The sequence below is a fragment of the Vibrio kanaloae genome (genome assembly GCF_024347535.1).
GTDB lineage: Bacteria > Pseudomonadota > Gammaproteobacteria > Enterobacterales > Vibrionaceae > Vibrio > Vibrio kanaloae.
Window position 1 is genome coordinate 1,216,321 of the sequence record NZ_AP025498.1, and the last position, 16,595, is coordinate 1,232,915.

Genomic DNA, 16,595 nt, shown 5'->3' on the forward strand with positions numbered 1-16,595 from the left:
AGAGGTGAGAAAGAGTGTGTTCAACCGATAAACAACACTCTTCTATCATGACTTATCTTTTAACCGCTGATATTTATAACAGCTTCTCTTTGTAAAAAACATTAGCTCATAAAAGCTTGGGGGTTAAACCGATGACTTAGCTAAGTAAGCTGCCATTTCTTGTGATGGCACCATGCCTCCGCCTGTCGCCCACACAAGGTGTGTTGCATTCGCTAGAGTCGACTCATCAATTTCTAGACGAGCAAGGTATTCACTATTTTGCTCAACATGAATCGCACCCGGCATACCCACGAGTGCTGAAGGCTCAAGTTGAATACCCTCTGCTTGGTTCAGTTCACCTAGTAGTTGATACATGCGTTCATCGGTTAATGTGTAATAACCATCAAGCAAGCGCTCCATCGCTCGACCGACAAAGCCAGATGCCCTCCCCACCGCTAAACCGTCTGCGGCGGTGAGGTTGTCGATACCAAGATCTTGCACCGCAATCTCATCATGCAAACCGGTATGAACACCGAGCAACATACAAGGTGAATGAGTCGGTTCAGCAAAAATACAATGGACATGATCACCAAAAGCCATCTTCAAGCCAAATGCGACACCACCGGGCCCACCACCTACTCCACATGGTAAGTAAACAAATAATGGGTGCTCTTTATCTACTGAAATATGTTGTTGCTCAAATTGCTGTTTGAGCCTTTGCCCTGCCACCGAATAACCAAGGAACAAGGTTTGCGAGTTTTCATCATCAATGAAAAAGCATCGAGGATCTTGTTCTGCCTCTTTACGTCCTTGCTCCACCGCAACGCCATAGTCTTGTTCATATTCAACAACGTTGACGCCATGCTCACGAAGTTTGCTTTTCTTCCAAGCTCTCGCGTCTGCCGACATATGAACAGAGACCGTAAAGCCCAATTTGGCACTCATGATACCGATCGACATGCCTAAATTACCAGTGGAGCCTACCGCAATGCTGTATTGTTGGAAGAAGTCACGAAATTCAGGTTCGAGTAACTTACTGTAGTCATCACTCTCAAGCAGTAACCCAGCTTCAATCGCAAGCTTCTCAGCATGCGTTAGTACTTCATAGATACCACCGCGCGCTTTGATTGAACCTGAAATCGGCAAATGGCTATCTTTCTTCATCATCAAACGCCCTTTGATAGACTGCTGATAATGTGCTTCCAATACTGATTTCATAGATGGAATGTCAACAAGCTCAGACTCGATGATGCCATTGGTCACTTGAGTTTCAGGAAACGCCTTGGCTAGGTAAGGAGCAAACCTTTGTAACCTCATGCTCGCATCGTGAATATCTTGTTCGCCTAATCCCACATAGGGTAAACCTTGCTTCAACGTCGTGATGTTTGGGTTAAACCAAGTCACTTCTTCCAAATCAACTAACCGTTGAAGCAATGGGAAGTCTGAAATGAGCTTGTCAATATTCAATACAGTCATGGGTGACCTTCTCTAGTAAAGCGCGAACTACGCTGGTTCAGTTATTAGTAAACCTATTTAAACGGTATTTGTATAATCATTCAATGCTCTGTAGGCTAGCTTTTCTTCTCATAAGTAACCAATAGAGCAACCTATGAGGGCCTCTCTTAGTAATAGCACATTTCTGCAATTTTCGACTATGGTTCCGGGAATGCTGTTACTGCCATTCTTAGCCAAAAGTGAAAATCAACAATGGCTCATCACTCTTTGGATTAGCCAACTGCTCGACGTTTATTACCGCACTCTCTTTTGTTGACTTACGTACATCGAATAGCAGCCAAGCGCATCATTATCGGGTATGGCTCAAGAAATCGGTTATGCCTTAGCGGCAAAGGGTCCAACGCTGGTGGGTAAGCTTCATGCTCAAACCGATTCTTGGAGCGTTCCCATTCTGCTGATCGCATCGTTGCATTTGCGTGCACGATTTTCGCGGCATTGGCAGCACAAGACAAAAAAGTGAGCGTTTAGGACAAACAGAATGGTTATGGCGTCGCGACTCTATTGCTGACGATGGTTTTTATGTATTCACTTGGTGACAAACCAAATTTGCCTTTAAAGCGCTGACTAAAACGCCCTTCCGATTGATAACCGCAAGACTGAGCCAACATCGCAACATTTTGTTGTCCGTTTTGCATCAGATAAAGCGCATGGCTCAAGCGAACTTCAGCCAGTACCTCACGATATTGCATACCTTCCAGTTTGAGCTTCCGAATCAGTGTCGCGCGACTCATCGCAAAGCGTTCCGCTACCGATTCTAGCGGATGCTTCTCATCAGGTGAATGTGAAAGGTAGTGGCTGAGCTTTTGGCTAAACGAGACGTTGGCACTCGCAAACAATCGATGCAACACCCCTTTTTCGGCTAATTGCTGGTACAAGCCCTGCAACCAAAACTGTTGAGTCTCTTTGCTCATGCTCTGTGTATCAAACGAAAACAGCGCGTTGAGTGAGTCTTGTAAGTTTCGATCCGCTTTGACTGTAGGCAACCCCAGATCATTCGACCATTCCTCACTTAAATCAAGCATCGCCTGAGAAGGTTGGAATTGAAAGCTGAATACTCGCGACAAGAAGCGCCCTTTGTGGGGCATGTTCTCAAAGCTTAGTGAAGCTGATGCCTCACACAACAACAGCTCAGAATGTGAGAGTTCGGCCGCTGAGTCTTTCCAAAACAGGCGCTTACTGCCTGTAATGATCTGAATGATACTAGGGGATAGAATCCTCACATTACGCAGCTTTTGTAACTGCTCTGCACGAAAGATCGTCACTTGATATTGATGATTCATCTCATCCCCTTGTTTACTTATTATCAACGAGTATAAGTTGCCGTCAGTTTCGCTTTGTCTAAAGCCATGCTGTTCAACGTGAATCCAACCACTGCCGACGGCGTGTTTTCGTCTAAGTTAAGTTTGTCCGTTGGTAATGCCCAAACTGTAAATTGGTAGCGGTGCATACCATCTTTTTCTGGAGGGCAAGCGCCACCGTAGCCAACTGTACCGTAATCAATACGACCTTCTTTGCCGCCGACTTTAGAGATGTCGACACCACGAGGAAGCTCGTTCACAGTTGCAGAGATATCAAACGCAACCCAGTGCCAGAAGCCACTTTCTGTTGGTGCGTCTGGGTCGTAAGCTGTAATAGCAAAGCTTTTGGTACCTGCTGGCACATCTTTCCACATCAACTGCGGTGATAAGTTATCTCCATCGCAGCCCCAGCTAGAGTATTCAAACGTCTTCGCCATAGGATGACCTTCTTGAATATCACTACTCATTAGTTCAAATGCCTGAGCCGAGCCTGCAGCCAAAATACTCATTGCCAATATTGATTTAATAGTTGTTTTCATGGTAGTTCCTCTTATTAGATTTAAATCCAGTATAGTCACTCTCACTCTTAAAAAAATGACAGTAAGTATACAATCAATCAACTTAAAACCATCAAATGATACTTACTGAAATTCATCGTCATTATACAAGTACATAATTTTAGCTACCTGTATTATTTATCTTGCAGGCTTATCACAGTTTTAAATAAAAATGCACTTGTTGACATTCAGGTTACAAATCTCAGCCAAAACTCTTTAGACTCGCCCTAATGACTTTTAATGAGAATGACTGGATGCGCAGGCTGACATTAGCCCTTTGTTTGACCCTTTGGCTACCAACATTAGCCAATGCCCAAAGCTTGCAAGACAAGTGGCAAACCCTGTACCAACTCAGTTGGCAATCGTCTCCTATCTCTATTTCTCAAAAAGAGTTATCTCAGTATCCAAAAGTTTTGCTTCAGGAAAGCAGCCGCTACCCTGATTTCAAAAAATTCAGTTGGGGCGACATCACTGCGCTAGCCACAATACAAGATAGTTGCCTAACGATTGAAAACACCAACCCTTTTTTGAATGATGCCATCGAATTCGAGCTGGCTTTGTGTCAGGAAAAACCGTTGGATTCCATCTGGTTTGCGGCACACTCAAAACGACATCCTGCTGGTGGCAGTTTTGCTGACCGTTATGTGGCTCATTACCCAGAGAAACGTGAACAAATTCATCCATTTTTAAGTATTAGCAATCCGTTTCACCCGTTGTACAACAAGCTAGAAAGCTTAGAAAAAAACGGAAAAGAGGCGCTACTCAATGGATACCGCGCTTGGCAACAAGGTGATGTTCTTTGGTTAAGTGGTGAACAAGGTTGGAAAGCGATTCCGTCGGAAGTTTGGCAACCTATCGCTGATCAACAAAAAGTGACATTGTTAGGGAAAAACTGTTCTTTTCGTTACAGTAACCTGTGCCTGGCTGAATCGAACAATGGCACGCTTCTAATGAAAATTTTGGCCTTTGTCCTGCTGTTTTTGCTACTTTCAGTACTAGGCCGAGTCTTATACCTGCGACGGAAAGACCGCAAAGAGAAGCAGTTTGTACTGCAACTCCTTACTCATGAACTACGAACCCCGATCACTAGCCTTGGCTTAACCGTCGAAATGTTTAGAAATCGGTACGATGAATTTCCCGATGATACCCAAGATGCGGTTTGGCGCTTAATCTCAGACTATCAAAGGCTCTCTCAGCTCACCGAAAACAGCAAAGTGTACCTAAGTGCGGATCAGTCGGAGCCTTTGTTAAAGCAAAACGCATCCTTAGAGGAGTGGCTCGATCATGTATGTGAAAAGCACAATATCGAGTATCAATGTGAATCAAGTGATGCCGAACTTAACCTACCGTATTACTGGCTAACCATCTGCCTAGATAACTTGATTAAAAACGCCAAACAACACGGTAAAGGTGAGGTTTTGGTAAAAGTCGAACTCGCTGAAAAGCTCAGGGTTGAGGTGCAAGACGAAGGCCACTTCCCTTCTTTTCTGCAACGGTTTGTATCTCGAACAACACCGAATACCAATCACAGACAAGACAACATGGGCATTGGCCTAACTATTGTCGAACACCTGATGAAACAAGTGAATGGTCGCCTCATTATTCTTCGTAACCCGACTCGATGTATTTTGGAACTAGCTTATGAACACCCTACTGCTGATTGAAGACGACCATTTGCTTGGACAAGGCCTCGTCAGCTTCTTTGAATCCAATGGTTACCAATGCCTTTGGGCGAAGGATTCACAGAGTGCCAGTAAGCAATGGTTTCGAGCCGATCTTGTGATACTGGATCGACAACTCGAAGACGGTGACAGTTTGCGACACCTGCCGAATTGGTTATTGCTCAAAGCGCTTCCTGTGATTGTGTTAACCGCTAAAGTGGAAGTCCAGCAACGCGTAGAAGGCTTAATGGCAGGCGCTAAAGATTACGTGACTAAGCCTTTTTCTAACGAAGAGTTGCTTGCTCGAGTCATTACCCAACTTCGTCCGTTAGGTGTGAGCCTCTTAAATTACGCAAATATCCAAATCAACTTGTCGGAACGGATCGCTTATCTGGATGAAAGCCCTATCACGTTAAAACCTAAAGAGTTTCAGTTATTGGTCTTGTTTATTCAGAACCAAAGCCGAGTGTTTCACCGAGATGAGTTACTCAATAAGATTTGGGGGTATCAGGCCTTTCCTAGTACTCGAACTATTGATAATCACATACTGCGCTTACGCCAGAAGCTGCCAACATTGAATATCGAAACACATCGCGGCGTTGGTTACCGCTTGGCTGGGGAGTCATAATGAAAGTCACTTCGTTAACCGCACTGCTCTGCACCTTGCCGTTCACAAGTCATGCGGCTTGGTTTACTGACACGCCATTGCAGCACACCTATCAATCTCTGCTTGATGACCAGCCTCAAGTTGCGTGGCAAGAGCTGCAAATCGCACTTAATCAGGAGAAACTTGATAGCCAACTTTGGCTACCCGTAAAACAAGAGATCTTAAGTAGGACTCAATGTGGAGGCACTCTTGAACAAAGTGCAGCACACAACAACCACGTCCAAGTGAGCTTTATCTGGCGCCATGGCCTTTCCTCACAAGGCTATCAGATTAAACTCTCTGTCGAGCAGTTGAATGGAGCGATAGAAGCTCAAACACGACGAATATCTCTGGTGTCACCTGATGGGAAAACTATTATCGACGGGCAACTCAATTCTGATGCGGCATATCAAGAGATTGAAACTAACGAAATGTTTCTCAAACCGGAATCTGGTGTTTATCAGTTAACCATAGGATCACACAACTACCCTATTGTTGCGGCTTTGGATGACAGCAAACGATGGCTAATACTCGAAAGCAAACTCAATAACCCGCATATTTTGGTAACGCCACCCAAGGTAATCGACAACTGTCCAGACACCCATGTCAATTGGCAGTGGTTTGATGAAAATTACAATATGTTAGGTTTCAAGGTACCACTCAAAACAACGCGAGCACCGGTTCCAACAGAAAGCCCTTCAGGTTCAAAAGCTAAACATTTGAGTGCTTCGGTTGAAATGTTTGAATACCAAGGCGCTATTGAAGTCCAATATGTGCAACGCGTCGCCGTGCCTTTCTAATTGAATACCACTAAAGCCAAACAGAAATAGAGACATATAGGTGACAAAGCACTAGCGCTACTTAGGTGTAATAACCGTACTTACCCTTTACGGAATCTAGATATGCTCAGCGTACGTCACCCTCTCAATCTTTCTACTTGTGCCATTGTGGCTTTAACAACAGCTTGTCTGTTTTCATCCAATGCACAAGCGAGCCAAATAACGCTCACCAGTAACAGCACTGTTAACGCTAACACCACTACCAGCAATACCGTCTCTATTTCATCAAAGACTTTTGGGATAGATTGGAACGGCTTAAGCGTTAACAGTGGTACTCTCATGGTTGATAGCAAACCACAGAAAGCGACCAACCTGGTCGTTGGCTTTTCCGATAAAGCTGACTCAGCAAAAATCGCCATTTGGACCTTAGTACCCAGCGGGATAAACGTTGAGGCCGAGCTTAATCAAGATCAGCTCACTTTTCAGTTCAGCTTGCCTTCAAATATACAGGTGAAGCGAAACGAACCCGTAGAGTTGGCGTGGTTTGATCTTGCAGAACAACAAACTCAGACACTATTTCTACCCTTTAGTGAAGGCATGCGCGTACCTACTGATAACAAGCTTTGGGCAAGCTATCTCGTCGGCAACCATTCTGGAAGTAACACCACTCAAGACTTAAAGATGCCTTTTTGGACGGTGCAGCAAAACAATCATTTCATTAGCTATCAGATGGTTAATGCAACCAGCAATCAACTGCTTTTTTCAGAAGCATCCTCTGATACCTCATCTAATTCCAAGACCAAAATTGATATGAAGGCATCACACCAATTTACGATGCTCAATCAATCACAGCCTTTTATTGTTCGTATCACCCTTGGAGACTCATGGTTAGATGGAGCGAAACACTACCGCGATTCGCGTGTCGAAAATGACCTTTCTGAAACACTGATTGCTAAACAAAAACGCAATCCAGATGTGAGTAAGTTAATCGGTGCAAGCCACATTTACCTGTTTGGCAAAGATCCATTGAGCACCCAAGACGTAAGCAACTGGTGGGGATTGAAAACATGGTATCTAGAGAGGTCTAAACTCAGCGTTTCTGCGGAAGCGAAAAGGGAGCTTTCATCATTCTCCAAGGGTAAAGATTGGTTCAGTCAGTACCACAAACAGTTATTGTTGGACTCTATTAGCCAGTCGTTGCAGGTGTTATTTCCAATCGGTAATCCGACACTCGAAAACAACACGATTAAAGCGCAATACAAAGCAGCACAGAATAAAAAGAACTGGTTGCTAGAGCACGCTTCCCCTTACCTAAACTCGTCACAGACTTGGGGACAAGCGTTGTCTTCAGACATGGTCGCCAATCTAAACAAGGCAGGTTTAAACAAACTGTGGCTCGGATTCGACAATTGGATGCCAGCATTCTATCAACCTAACGCCGTGGCTCTGGCAAAACAGTCCGGATATCTGGTCGGTACTTACGATTCCTACAACACAGCCATTCATGCGAAACTCAATGACAACTGGCTAACCGCTCAATTACCAGAGCCGATGCGTCAGAGTTGTGCCATTGAAATGGCAGATGGGAGCCTAAAAAAAGGGTTTCGAGGTAACGGGTTCTATCTAAACCCGAATTGCCATTTAGAATACGTAAAACAGCGCGCTCAAGACATTATGAGATTCGGCAACTTCAACAGCTTGTTCTTAGATGTTGATGCAACCGCCATGGCACGTGAAGATTACAGCGGATCTATAGACAATCATAGCAACAGTAATGGTAATACAAACGAGTCGGACATGCTTTCTGCCTTCAACAACCGAATGCAGTGGCTTAGCGAGCAACCATCGTTAGTATTAGGCTCCGAAGACGGCAACAGCCTAACCACAAAAGGCATCACGTTTGCACACGGCTTAGAAACGGTTGGTTTTGGCTGGACAGATAAAGACATGAAAGAGAACCGTCAATCTCCCTATTACTTAGGTCGTTGGTACCCAGACCACAAGCCCGACTTCTTCTTTAAACCCGCCGAGGTTAAAGAGCCCTACAAGTCGCTACTGTTTTCGCCACAATATCGAATTCCGCTTTACCAAGCCGTTTTCCATGATGAAGTAATCAATACGCACCATTGGCACTCAGACAGCCTTAAGTTCACTAATGTACAAGCAGAACGAGACTTAACCGCCATGTTGTACAACACACCACCGATGGTTCACTTGACCAGAGATGAAGCTTTATCAAGTTCAAGTCCAAGGATCAAAGCACTCAAACACTATCAAGATGGCTTTGAACCGATGCACGAACAGTTATGGGATAAACAGTTGGTCGATTTCGACTGGTTAGACAAAAGCGGCGAAGTTCAACAAACCGAGTTCAGTGACGGGAGTAAGATCATTGCCAACTTCTCCAACAAGACCTTTCGTCACGATAACATTGATATTGCAGCCCTGTCGGTCAAAGCTATATTGGCGAATGGACAAATCGTCGATTGGCAGTCAACTTATCATTAGCTTCGATACGGTTTAGGCAAAAGCGATTAATAGGAAGCCTAAGCACTTATTTACCCGCTAAGGTTTTCCCCGTTACTTTTGCTTCCTATTTTGAAAGGCAGTCAGTAGATAGTCGATAAAGACCTTTTTACGTTTCGGCATCAACTGCCTGTCTGCATACACTAGGCTTACTGAAACTTCTGGCATCTCATATTCAGGTAACAAACGAATCAGCTTACCTGTCTTGAAGTGTTCCCGACAAATGAACTCAGGAAGCACCGCCAAGCCGAGCCCATCCACACAAGCTGTTAGGCATGCCGTGATGGTATTCACCCGTAACTGACACGGCAGATCGATCAAAATCGGCTCTCCGCCTTCTAATTGCAAATGCCACTTAGGTAGACGTGCCGCCTTGTTCACCACCTCAATCATTCTGAATGGCGGTTCAAGATCATTGGGCGAAGAGATTTCATCGAACTGCTCTAAATACTCAGGGCTGGCTACCAATACACGCTTCGATGTTGTGAGGTAGCGAGAAACCAAGCTCGAATCCACCAACTCACCAATTTGCGCGTAAAGATCGATCCCCTCTGCAATGATGTCAACTTCTCGATTCGACAGTTCTAAGTTCAAAGTCACATTTGGGTGCTCTTTTAGGAAACTGTGGATGTATGTGGCTAATACTTGATGTCCCAATTCGACAGGCAACACAACATTCAACTGCCCTCGGATCAAATCCTGATTGGCAGAAACCTCTAACTCAGCTTGGTTCATGATCTCTTGCATCTGCATGCTCGACTGATAAAAACGCTCCCCCTCTGGCGTTAAGACTAAACTTCGTGTCGAACGAGTGATCAACCTCACACCTAGATGCTGCTCTAACTCGTCAAGCTTTCGGCTGACGGTCGACTTGGTCATGTTCAATGCTTCAGCTGCGTGCGTGAAACTCCCACAATCAACAACTTGTGTAAAAACAGTCACAGCATTTAAGTCCATCGTACTTCTCCCAAAGCGCTATTGGTTATATTTTTGCAACAGTGTTTCCCTTTATTCCTATCTTATCAGTCAATCGAATTCATTTACAATTCGTTACATCTAAATAAAAACAAAATGAGAAATAAAAAATGACAGAGAACAACAATGCTTCGCAATCAGTAAGCACAAAAAAACGTAAAAAAGCCCCGCTTATTGCTACTGCGATCATGCTGTCATTGGGTTTAGCCGGCGCTGGATACTGGTATGGCTATGGCCAGTACTTTGAATCTACCGACAATGCCTACCTACAAGGCGACATCACTAATATAAGCCCGAAGGTGTCGGGTTATATTGTTAAGTCTTACGTGAGTGATAACCAATCGGTTAAACAAGGTGACTTGTTGGTTCAAATCGATGATCGTGATTACCAATCTGCACTTGCTCAGGCGAATGCGCATTTAAGCGTCGTTCAATCAAGCGTACACAACCTTATCGCTCAACAAACGTTACAACGTAGCCAAATAAATCAAGCCGAGAGCCGTGTTGATTCCGCACAAGCTGAATACGAGCGTGCAATCCAACAAGTCGTGCGTTCTCGTAGCTTATTAAAGCGTAACTATGCTTCGCAAGATGAAGTCGACAGCATGGTCGCACAACAAAAAGTCACCCAAGCAGAACTTGAAGAAGCGAAAGCAAACCTTGTCGCAAGTAATGATCAACTAATCGTGATTGCGAGTGAAATCGAACAAGCAAACGCATCCGTGACTGAAGCTCAAGCACAAAGAGATCAAGCACAACTTAACCTTGATTACACCAAGGTTTACGCGCCAGCGGATGGCGTGATTGGTAAGCGTAGCGTCCGTGAAGGCTTGCTGATCCAAGCAGGCGCGCCACTTATGAGCTTGGTACCAAACAACCAGGTATGGATTGAAGCTAACTTCAAAGAAACACAGCTAAGCGGCATTCACAAAGGCCAAACGGTAGAAGTCGAACTGGATGCCTTTCCGGGTCAGCCACTTAAAGGCGTGGTAGACAGCTTCTCCCCTGCGACTGGCGCTAAGTTTGCGCTCTTACCACCAGAAAACGCGACCGGTAACTTCACTAAAATCGTTCAACGTGTACCGGTTAAAATTACGATTCCAGATCAGCAAGAATTGAAAGGTCGACTGCTTCCTGGTTTGTCTGTGGTAGCGACCATCGATAAACGAGGCTAGACCATGAGTAACGCTGGTGTTGTCACCCAAACGAATTATGATGGAGAGGTTTCAAGACGCCATTGGATCGCCCTATTCGGCGGCTTAATTGGCGCGTTTATGGCGATCTTGGATATCCAGATCACCAACTCGTCTCTCAAAGATATTCAAGGTGCGTTATCAGCCACCTTGGATGAAAGCTCGTGGATTTCTACGTCTTACCTAGTCGCAGAGATGATCGCTATCCCACTCAGTGGTTGGCTTTCTAAAGCGCTCGGAAAACGCCGTTATATCACGTGGACAACGGCCATCTTCACCATTTCATCTTTGTTGTGTTCGTTCTCTTGGAACATGACCTCGATGATCGTGTTTCGAGCGATGCAAGGCTTCAGTGGTGGCGCTTTAATCCCGCTTGCTTTCTCGTTAGTGATTCAGTTATTGCCTGTTAACAAACGTGCTGTGGGTATGGCACTGTTTGGCGTAACCGCGACCTTTGCTCCATCGATCGGCCCAACATTTGGTGGTTGGCTGACGGAGAACTTTTCATGGCACTATATTTTCTACATCAATATTCCGCCTGCTTTGCTTGTGATCACCATGATCCGATATGGCTTGGATGATGAAAAGCTCGACCTTGGCACACTGAAAAAAGCCGACTGGTTTGGTATCGCCACCATGGCATTGGGGCTAGGTTGTTTGGAAGTGGTACTAGAAGAAGGTAACCGTGAAGAGTGGTTCAGTTCGAGCTTTATTATTGGCTTGAGTATCGTGTCGGCGGTGAGTTTGGTTTATTTCGTGATAAACGAACTCCAACACAAAAAGCCATTGGTTAACCTGCGGCTATTGCGGGATGGGCAATTTGCTATGTCTTGTATCGCCTATTTGATTTTGGGGATGGCATTGCTCGGCTCTATCTATGTTCTGCCGATGTATCTCACTCAAATTCAGCAATATAACGCGATGGAAATTGGTGAAGTGCTAATGTGGATGGGTTTCCCACAACTTCTGATATTCCCAATTGTGCCCAAGCTAACACAGATCATTAAGCCTAAGTACTTGGTTACCTTTGGCTTCGCAATGTTCGGTTTCAGTTGTTACGTGAATACGCACATGACAATCGATTTTGGTGGCCAGCAGCTGATTTTGTCTATGGTTCTGCGTGCTATCGGTAGCCCATTTATTATGGTTCCGCTGTCTTTGGTTGCAATGAAGAACATCAGCAAAATGGACACGCCAGACGCATCAACGTTAACCAACGTGATGCGGAACTTAGGTGGCGCTTTCAGCATCGCGATTATCGCTACGCTACTCGACAACAAAACGCGTGAGCACTTGGCACACATCAAGGAATCGTTACCTTCCGTGAGTCAACTTGGTTGGCAGACGCTTCAGCAACAACAAGCGTTTTTCATTCAGTCAGGAAGTGATGCCGCGACAGCGATGCAACAAGCGCAAGCAAGCTTACTTGGGACTATGCAACGTGATGCAGCCATCATGGCCTACAATGATGTGTTCTTGATGATGACCGCTTTCTTAGTGTTGGCCGCTGTATTGATTCTGAATATGGGTGATTAGAGCACTCCAATCCTCTTAACCTAACATTCAAATGGCGAGCTAATCAGTTCGTCATTTTTATAGGTAGCTACACAGAGCATTCTATAAAATGAGATTTTTACACCATAGAAAATAGTATTCTATCAATATCTTAATAGTGAAAAATCCTAGTTTCCGGGATCTTGACTTTATGCAACTCGACACCTAAATTGAATTTATAGTTGAATATCTAGGGAAAGAAGGTTTGAACTTATCGCCGGGCCTAAGGGTTTTAATTGTGGACGACTCTAGGAGTGCCACTATTCTTATCAAACAGCAGCTTGTCAGCCTGGGGATGTCGCATGGAAATATTTTCATTGCGACCAACTATCAACAAGCGGTCAAAGCAGTTGAAACACACTCTTTCCATGTACTTCTCATCGACTATCATCTAGAGCAATCTTTTACCGGTTTCGAACTGCTAGGTATTCTCTATCGTAACCGACTTATAGACCATACCGTTGCGACAATATTGCTATCTGGTGACATGCGTCAGGAAACGGTATTGACTGCTTTATCCGGTGAAGCACAACATTTTATAACCAAACCAATCAATACTGCCGCGCTTGGAAAGAAGGTCCAAACAGCACTGCTTGAAGCAAAACAAATATCTCAGCTCATTAGCCTTTACCCCATAAATGATCAAGCAGCACTGAAATCCGCATTAAAAATTCCCGGTAAAAATACCAAAGGACAGTTTGAAGCAACGTTAATTGAGCATTTGATTACTGGTAAGAAGTGGGAACTGCTCTCAGATTTACTCAATGAATCGCAGACCAATATGCACCCAACGAAACTGGTCGCAGAAGCATTGATTTTAGATGGGTTGGGTAAACCAAAATCAGCGATAAATAAACTGCACAATTACCTCGTTGCACAACCGCTTTCTTTGAGCGTGATAGACTGTCTAAGCTGTCTTTACGAAAAGCATCAGATGTTATTGCCAGCCTTAAAGTTAGCATTACGATCTTTTGAATTAACGCCTAGTGTTAGCCATCGTGCAATTCGCGCCATCGATTTAGCTGAAAACGCCGACAATACACAAGTATTAATCAAACTAGGTGAGATTTATGCGAGTAGCATTTCATCTGCCGATATTGATGCTCTTAATTCCATATCAACCTACTTCAACTCTTTGAAATCAACTTATGAGCGTGAAACGGATACCAACAATAAAAAAACAATTATCGAACATGCAGGCCAGTTCGCAACACAGGTTAATTTAAAACTGCCAAGCAATCTTCAACATCAAGTTCTCTCAAACTTGGCTATCTTCCACTGTCACATACTCATACTTGAAAACAATGAAAAGCTCGCACATCAAAAACTGATAAAAGCGGCCACGTTACTTTCTTACCGCTTTTACGAAACCCCAACCGATCTACTCAACCGATTGTTACCACTATTTGCTCACTTTGGAGAGTACTCCCTATATCGTGTAGTCATAGAATGTATCCGATTTCGTGGTGCTACTGCATTGTATCGAGATCAGCCCAAAACACTATCACCTTCCATGTTGGTCAACCTCGAAAGTTTGGATTCGGTAAAAGTTCTTAAAGACTATATTCACAGTTATCCCTATTCGATAGCCGCTAAACTTGACTATCTATATGCTGTTAATAGAACTCAAATACAAGAACAGCTTAGTAACGATTTTATACAAGACATCACCCAACTAGAACTTCCCAAAAGATGGAAGCAATGGATTAACGACGCATCGCATCATGGTTTTTCCACTAAACCTCCTAGCCCAATTTCAACATGTAACCGACAGGAGTCCTTATGCTAGATTTAGATGCTTTAAACGATTACTTAGATAACGACAGAGATGTCATCTTCGTAGTGTTATCGACGTATCAAGAAGATCATGGAAACTCGTTAAACGAAATACATGAATTAGTGCAACAGCAAGATTGGGGGAAGCTTCATTTTACGGTACACACACTGAAAGGCATATTAGCCAGCTTTGGTGAAAAAGAAGCCACGGTAGCCTTAGAACGAGTTGAGCAGAACACACTTAATAAACTCGCACCACAGGATAACGATCTTGACGTTATATATAGAGAAATAAAAATTATCAACCAACAAATAGATGGAGTACTCAGCACCTATTAACCACAGTGTTCGGTAATTCAGACAAGCGATAGCTAAACATAGAAAAGAGATCGAGTGTTCTGAATTATTTAAAGCCCTGTTCTTTGGCTTGTTTTTATATTTGAATTCCCAAAAGCACGCGCCTTAAATTCACCATGACTATTTAGAATCGACAACAGATTACACTGACTTTGCAAACGATTACACAATCAGAACGAAACACGTACTTTCAAACAGAAATCAGTTAAAAATTTGCACTAGGTTTTGTGACCACAACATATGAAATTACATTTTATTTGTTGGTAAGGAAGAAACTGTTACCTACACTCTAATTAAACAACATAATAGTAACCAAGTTGCATAAAACAGAACGTTCAGTCGGCTATATAAGGACAAGGAAATGAACAATGAAGGTTTTGCTAAGTTCCCAGGATTTATAGATGATTCTCCTATTAAAGACCACTTTTCTGCAAGTCGAGATCCCTACACTCACTATCTGAAAGATATTGTGGGCATCGATTTGTTATCGCGTGAAGATGAATTATATTACGCAAAATTGAACCGTTCAGGCGACAAAAAAGCTCGTGACCTCATGGTCGAATCTAACTTACGTCTTGTGGTAAAAGTTGCCAAGAGTTATCTGAAGCGTAAAGGGAATAACTTTACGTTGTTGGATCTCATTGAGGAAGGCAACATTGGCCTGATCAAAGCCATTGACAAATACGACCCTGATCCGGGTTATCGGTTTTCAACATACGCAGTGTGGTGGATTCGCGAAAACATCGAATCCGCATTGATGAACAAAGGGCGTACTGTTCGGTTACCGGCTCACGTTTGCAAAGAAATAAATAACCTCGCATCAAAAAAACTTAATATCAGTAAAAAAATGAGTAAAGAGGTTTCTATTTCAGAGCTATCGGAAAATTCTGGTATTGAAGCCGAACGTGTTAACCAACTAGTCGCTTTAAGTGGCTTTATTGATGTCACAACAACGGTTGGTATCAATCACGTACCTTTAGTTTTAGAGCAATGTGAATGTGAACACATTCCAGATCCTCAGCAAGATTGTGAGGATCAATGTTTTACAGAAGCATTAGAGCAAATCATAAACACGTTACCACCTAGGTTACAGAAAGTCCTTATTCATCGTTTTGGCTTCTTCGAAAATAGGGTAAAAACATTATCTGAAGTTGGAGAAATGCTCGATATCAATGTTTCCAATGAGCGGGTAAGACAAATGCAAAAAGAGGCGGTGGAGAGGATTCAAAAGCGGCTTCAATTTGACGGTTGGGTGTAATTAAACCTTTTTCCTGCTCAGACACAAGATCAAGCTTTCATCAATATATTCGTCGCCTATAACTAGTTGTAGGCGCTAACAAGTATTGTCAATAAGACAACGAAACTTCATGACTACAATATGTGCTCTTCATATAAAACTCGCTCACCGCGTAATAGCAAGTAATTGACATAAGTAGTTTCTATACTCTCTTGATCCCACACAGATAGAATTCGTTTGGCTGCGAAATAATAATCTCTGTTTCGCAATAACACTCCAACAGTATGGCTCAGTTTCTCAAAGCGGATTTGGTCGCTTTTCGAAATGTAGTGATCATCACTTTGAATAATAGGAGCTAACCCATCAGCAAACCAATTATTTAAGATTTCCCGCATTTCCAATTCAGACTCAGGCACATCCACACTCGACAACTCGCGGTGTAGAGGGGGCGGCACGATGTACTTTGACGCTTGCGGTGAACTGACATATCGATACATGTCGTTCCTCCTTTTGTTTCGTCTTTATTATAGCTAAGAGCATTT

General features: G+C 43.6%; 15 protein-coding genes and 1 pseudogene. 10 read left to right on the forward strand and 6 right to left on the reverse strand.

Annotated features, from left to right (window positions below):
- Window positions 1–123 precede the first annotated feature (123 nt).
- Window positions 124–1,455, reverse strand: a complete 1,332-nt coding sequence (locus OCV24_RS19720) for a D-serine ammonia-lyase (protein ID WP_150879343.1) — start codon at window positions 1,453–1,455, stop codon at window positions 124–126.
- Between the two features lie 160 nt (window positions 1,456–1,615).
- Between OCV24_RS19720 and OCV24_RS19725 the strand changes: the two are divergent.
- Window positions 1,616–1,962, forward strand: a pseudogene (locus tag OCV24_RS19725) (MFS transporter); the annotation flags it as partial.
- Between the two features lie 14 nt (window positions 1,963–1,976).
- Here the strand turns inward: OCV24_RS19725 and OCV24_RS19730 are convergent.
- Complete coding sequence (locus tag OCV24_RS19730; RefSeq protein ID WP_136981024.1) at window positions 1,977–2,774, reverse strand: helix-turn-helix transcriptional regulator; 798 nt, start codon at window positions 2,772–2,774, stop codon at window positions 1,977–1,979.
- 23 nt (window positions 2,775–2,797) lie between these two features.
- On the reverse strand, window positions 2,798–3,331 hold the full coding sequence (locus tag OCV24_RS19735) for a YbhB/YbcL family Raf kinase inhibitor-like protein (RefSeq protein ID WP_150879342.1): 534 nt from the start codon (window positions 3,329–3,331) through the stop codon (window positions 2,798–2,800).
- A gap of 272 nt (window positions 3,332–3,603) precedes the next feature.
- Between OCV24_RS19735 and OCV24_RS19740 the strand changes: the two genes are divergently transcribed.
- Genes OCV24_RS19740 through OCV24_RS19750 form a run of 3 tightly spaced genes read left to right on the forward strand, consistent with a single transcriptional unit; the run spans window position 3,604 to window position 6,456 of the window.
- Entirely contained in the window at window positions 3,604–5,013 is a 1,410-nt protein-coding gene (locus OCV24_RS19740; RefSeq protein ID WP_077681521.1) for an ATP-binding protein, read from the forward strand.
- A complete protein-coding gene (locus tag OCV24_RS19745) occupies window positions 4,991–5,638 on the forward strand; it encodes a response regulator transcription factor (RefSeq protein WP_102507577.1) in 648 nt (215 codons plus the stop codon). The genes OCV24_RS19740 and OCV24_RS19745 overlap by 23 nt, the downstream gene beginning before the upstream one ends.
- The gene (locus OCV24_RS19750) at window positions 5,638–6,456 is read left to right on the forward strand and encodes a DUF2861 family protein (protein WP_136981022.1); all 819 of its coding nucleotides are present in this window, start codon (window positions 5,638–5,640) and stop codon (window positions 6,454–6,456) included. Before OCV24_RS19745 ends, OCV24_RS19750 begins: the two co-directional genes overlap by 1 nt.
- 116 nt (window positions 6,457–6,572) lie before the next feature.
- On the opposite strand, the gene OCV24_RS19755 is transcribed toward OCV24_RS19750, so the two are convergent.
- Window positions 6,573–6,776: a hypothetical protein gene (locus tag OCV24_RS19755; protein WP_233896208.1), complete on the reverse strand. Its 204-nt coding sequence runs from the start codon at window positions 6,774–6,776 to the stop codon at window positions 6,573–6,575.
- Between OCV24_RS19755 and OCV24_RS19760 the strand changes: the two genes are divergently transcribed.
- Window positions 6,775–8,943, forward strand: a complete 2,169-nt coding sequence (locus tag OCV24_RS19760; RefSeq protein WP_244291746.1) for a glycoside hydrolase — start codon at window positions 6,775–6,777, stop codon at window positions 8,941–8,943. The two genes, OCV24_RS19755 and OCV24_RS19760, sit on opposite strands and share 2 nt — an antisense overlap.
- 72 nt (window positions 8,944–9,015) lie before the next feature.
- Here the strand turns inward: OCV24_RS19760 and OCV24_RS19765 are convergent, their stop codons facing one another.
- A complete protein-coding gene (locus OCV24_RS19765; RefSeq protein ID WP_137008705.1) occupies window positions 9,016–9,918 on the reverse strand; it encodes a LysR family transcriptional regulator in 903 nt (300 codons plus the stop codon).
- Between the two features lie 128 nt (window positions 9,919–10,046).
- Here OCV24_RS19765 and OCV24_RS19770 point away from each other — a divergent pair, with 128 nt between their 5' ends.
- From OCV24_RS19770 to OCV24_RS19790, 5 genes are all read left to right on the forward strand, one after another.
- Window positions 10,047–11,111, forward strand: a complete 1,065-nt coding sequence (locus OCV24_RS19770) for an HlyD family secretion protein (RefSeq protein ID WP_046225101.1) — start codon at window positions 10,047–10,049, stop codon at window positions 11,109–11,111.
- Between the two features lie 3 nt (window positions 11,112–11,114).
- On the forward strand, window positions 11,115–12,665 hold the full coding sequence (locus tag OCV24_RS19775; protein ID WP_150879340.1) for a DHA2 family efflux MFS transporter permease subunit: 1,551 nt from the start codon (window positions 11,115–11,117) through the stop codon (window positions 12,663–12,665).
- Window positions 12,666–12,888: 223 nt separating this feature from the next.
- On the forward strand, window positions 12,889–14,472 hold the full coding sequence (locus OCV24_RS19780) for a response regulator (RefSeq protein ID WP_077681525.1): 1,584 nt from the start codon (window positions 12,889–12,891) through the stop codon (window positions 14,470–14,472).
- A complete protein-coding gene (locus OCV24_RS19785) occupies window positions 14,466–14,798 on the forward strand; it encodes an Hpt domain-containing protein (protein WP_017058415.1) in 333 nt (110 codons plus the stop codon). The genes OCV24_RS19780 and OCV24_RS19785 overlap by 7 nt, the downstream gene beginning before the upstream one ends.
- A 379-nt stretch (window positions 14,799–15,177) precedes the next feature.
- Window positions 15,178–16,074, forward strand: coding sequence for a sigma-70 family RNA polymerase sigma factor (locus OCV24_RS19790; RefSeq protein ID WP_150879339.1), 897 nt, complete (start codon window positions 15,178–15,180; stop codon window positions 16,072–16,074).
- Between the two features lie 113 nt (window positions 16,075–16,187).
- Here the strand turns inward: OCV24_RS19790 and OCV24_RS19795 are convergent, their stop codons facing one another.
- Window positions 16,188–16,550, reverse strand: a complete 363-nt coding sequence (locus tag OCV24_RS19795) for a hypothetical protein (protein ID WP_077681527.1) — start codon at window positions 16,548–16,550, stop codon at window positions 16,188–16,190.
- Window positions 16,551–16,595: the final 45 nt, after the last annotated feature.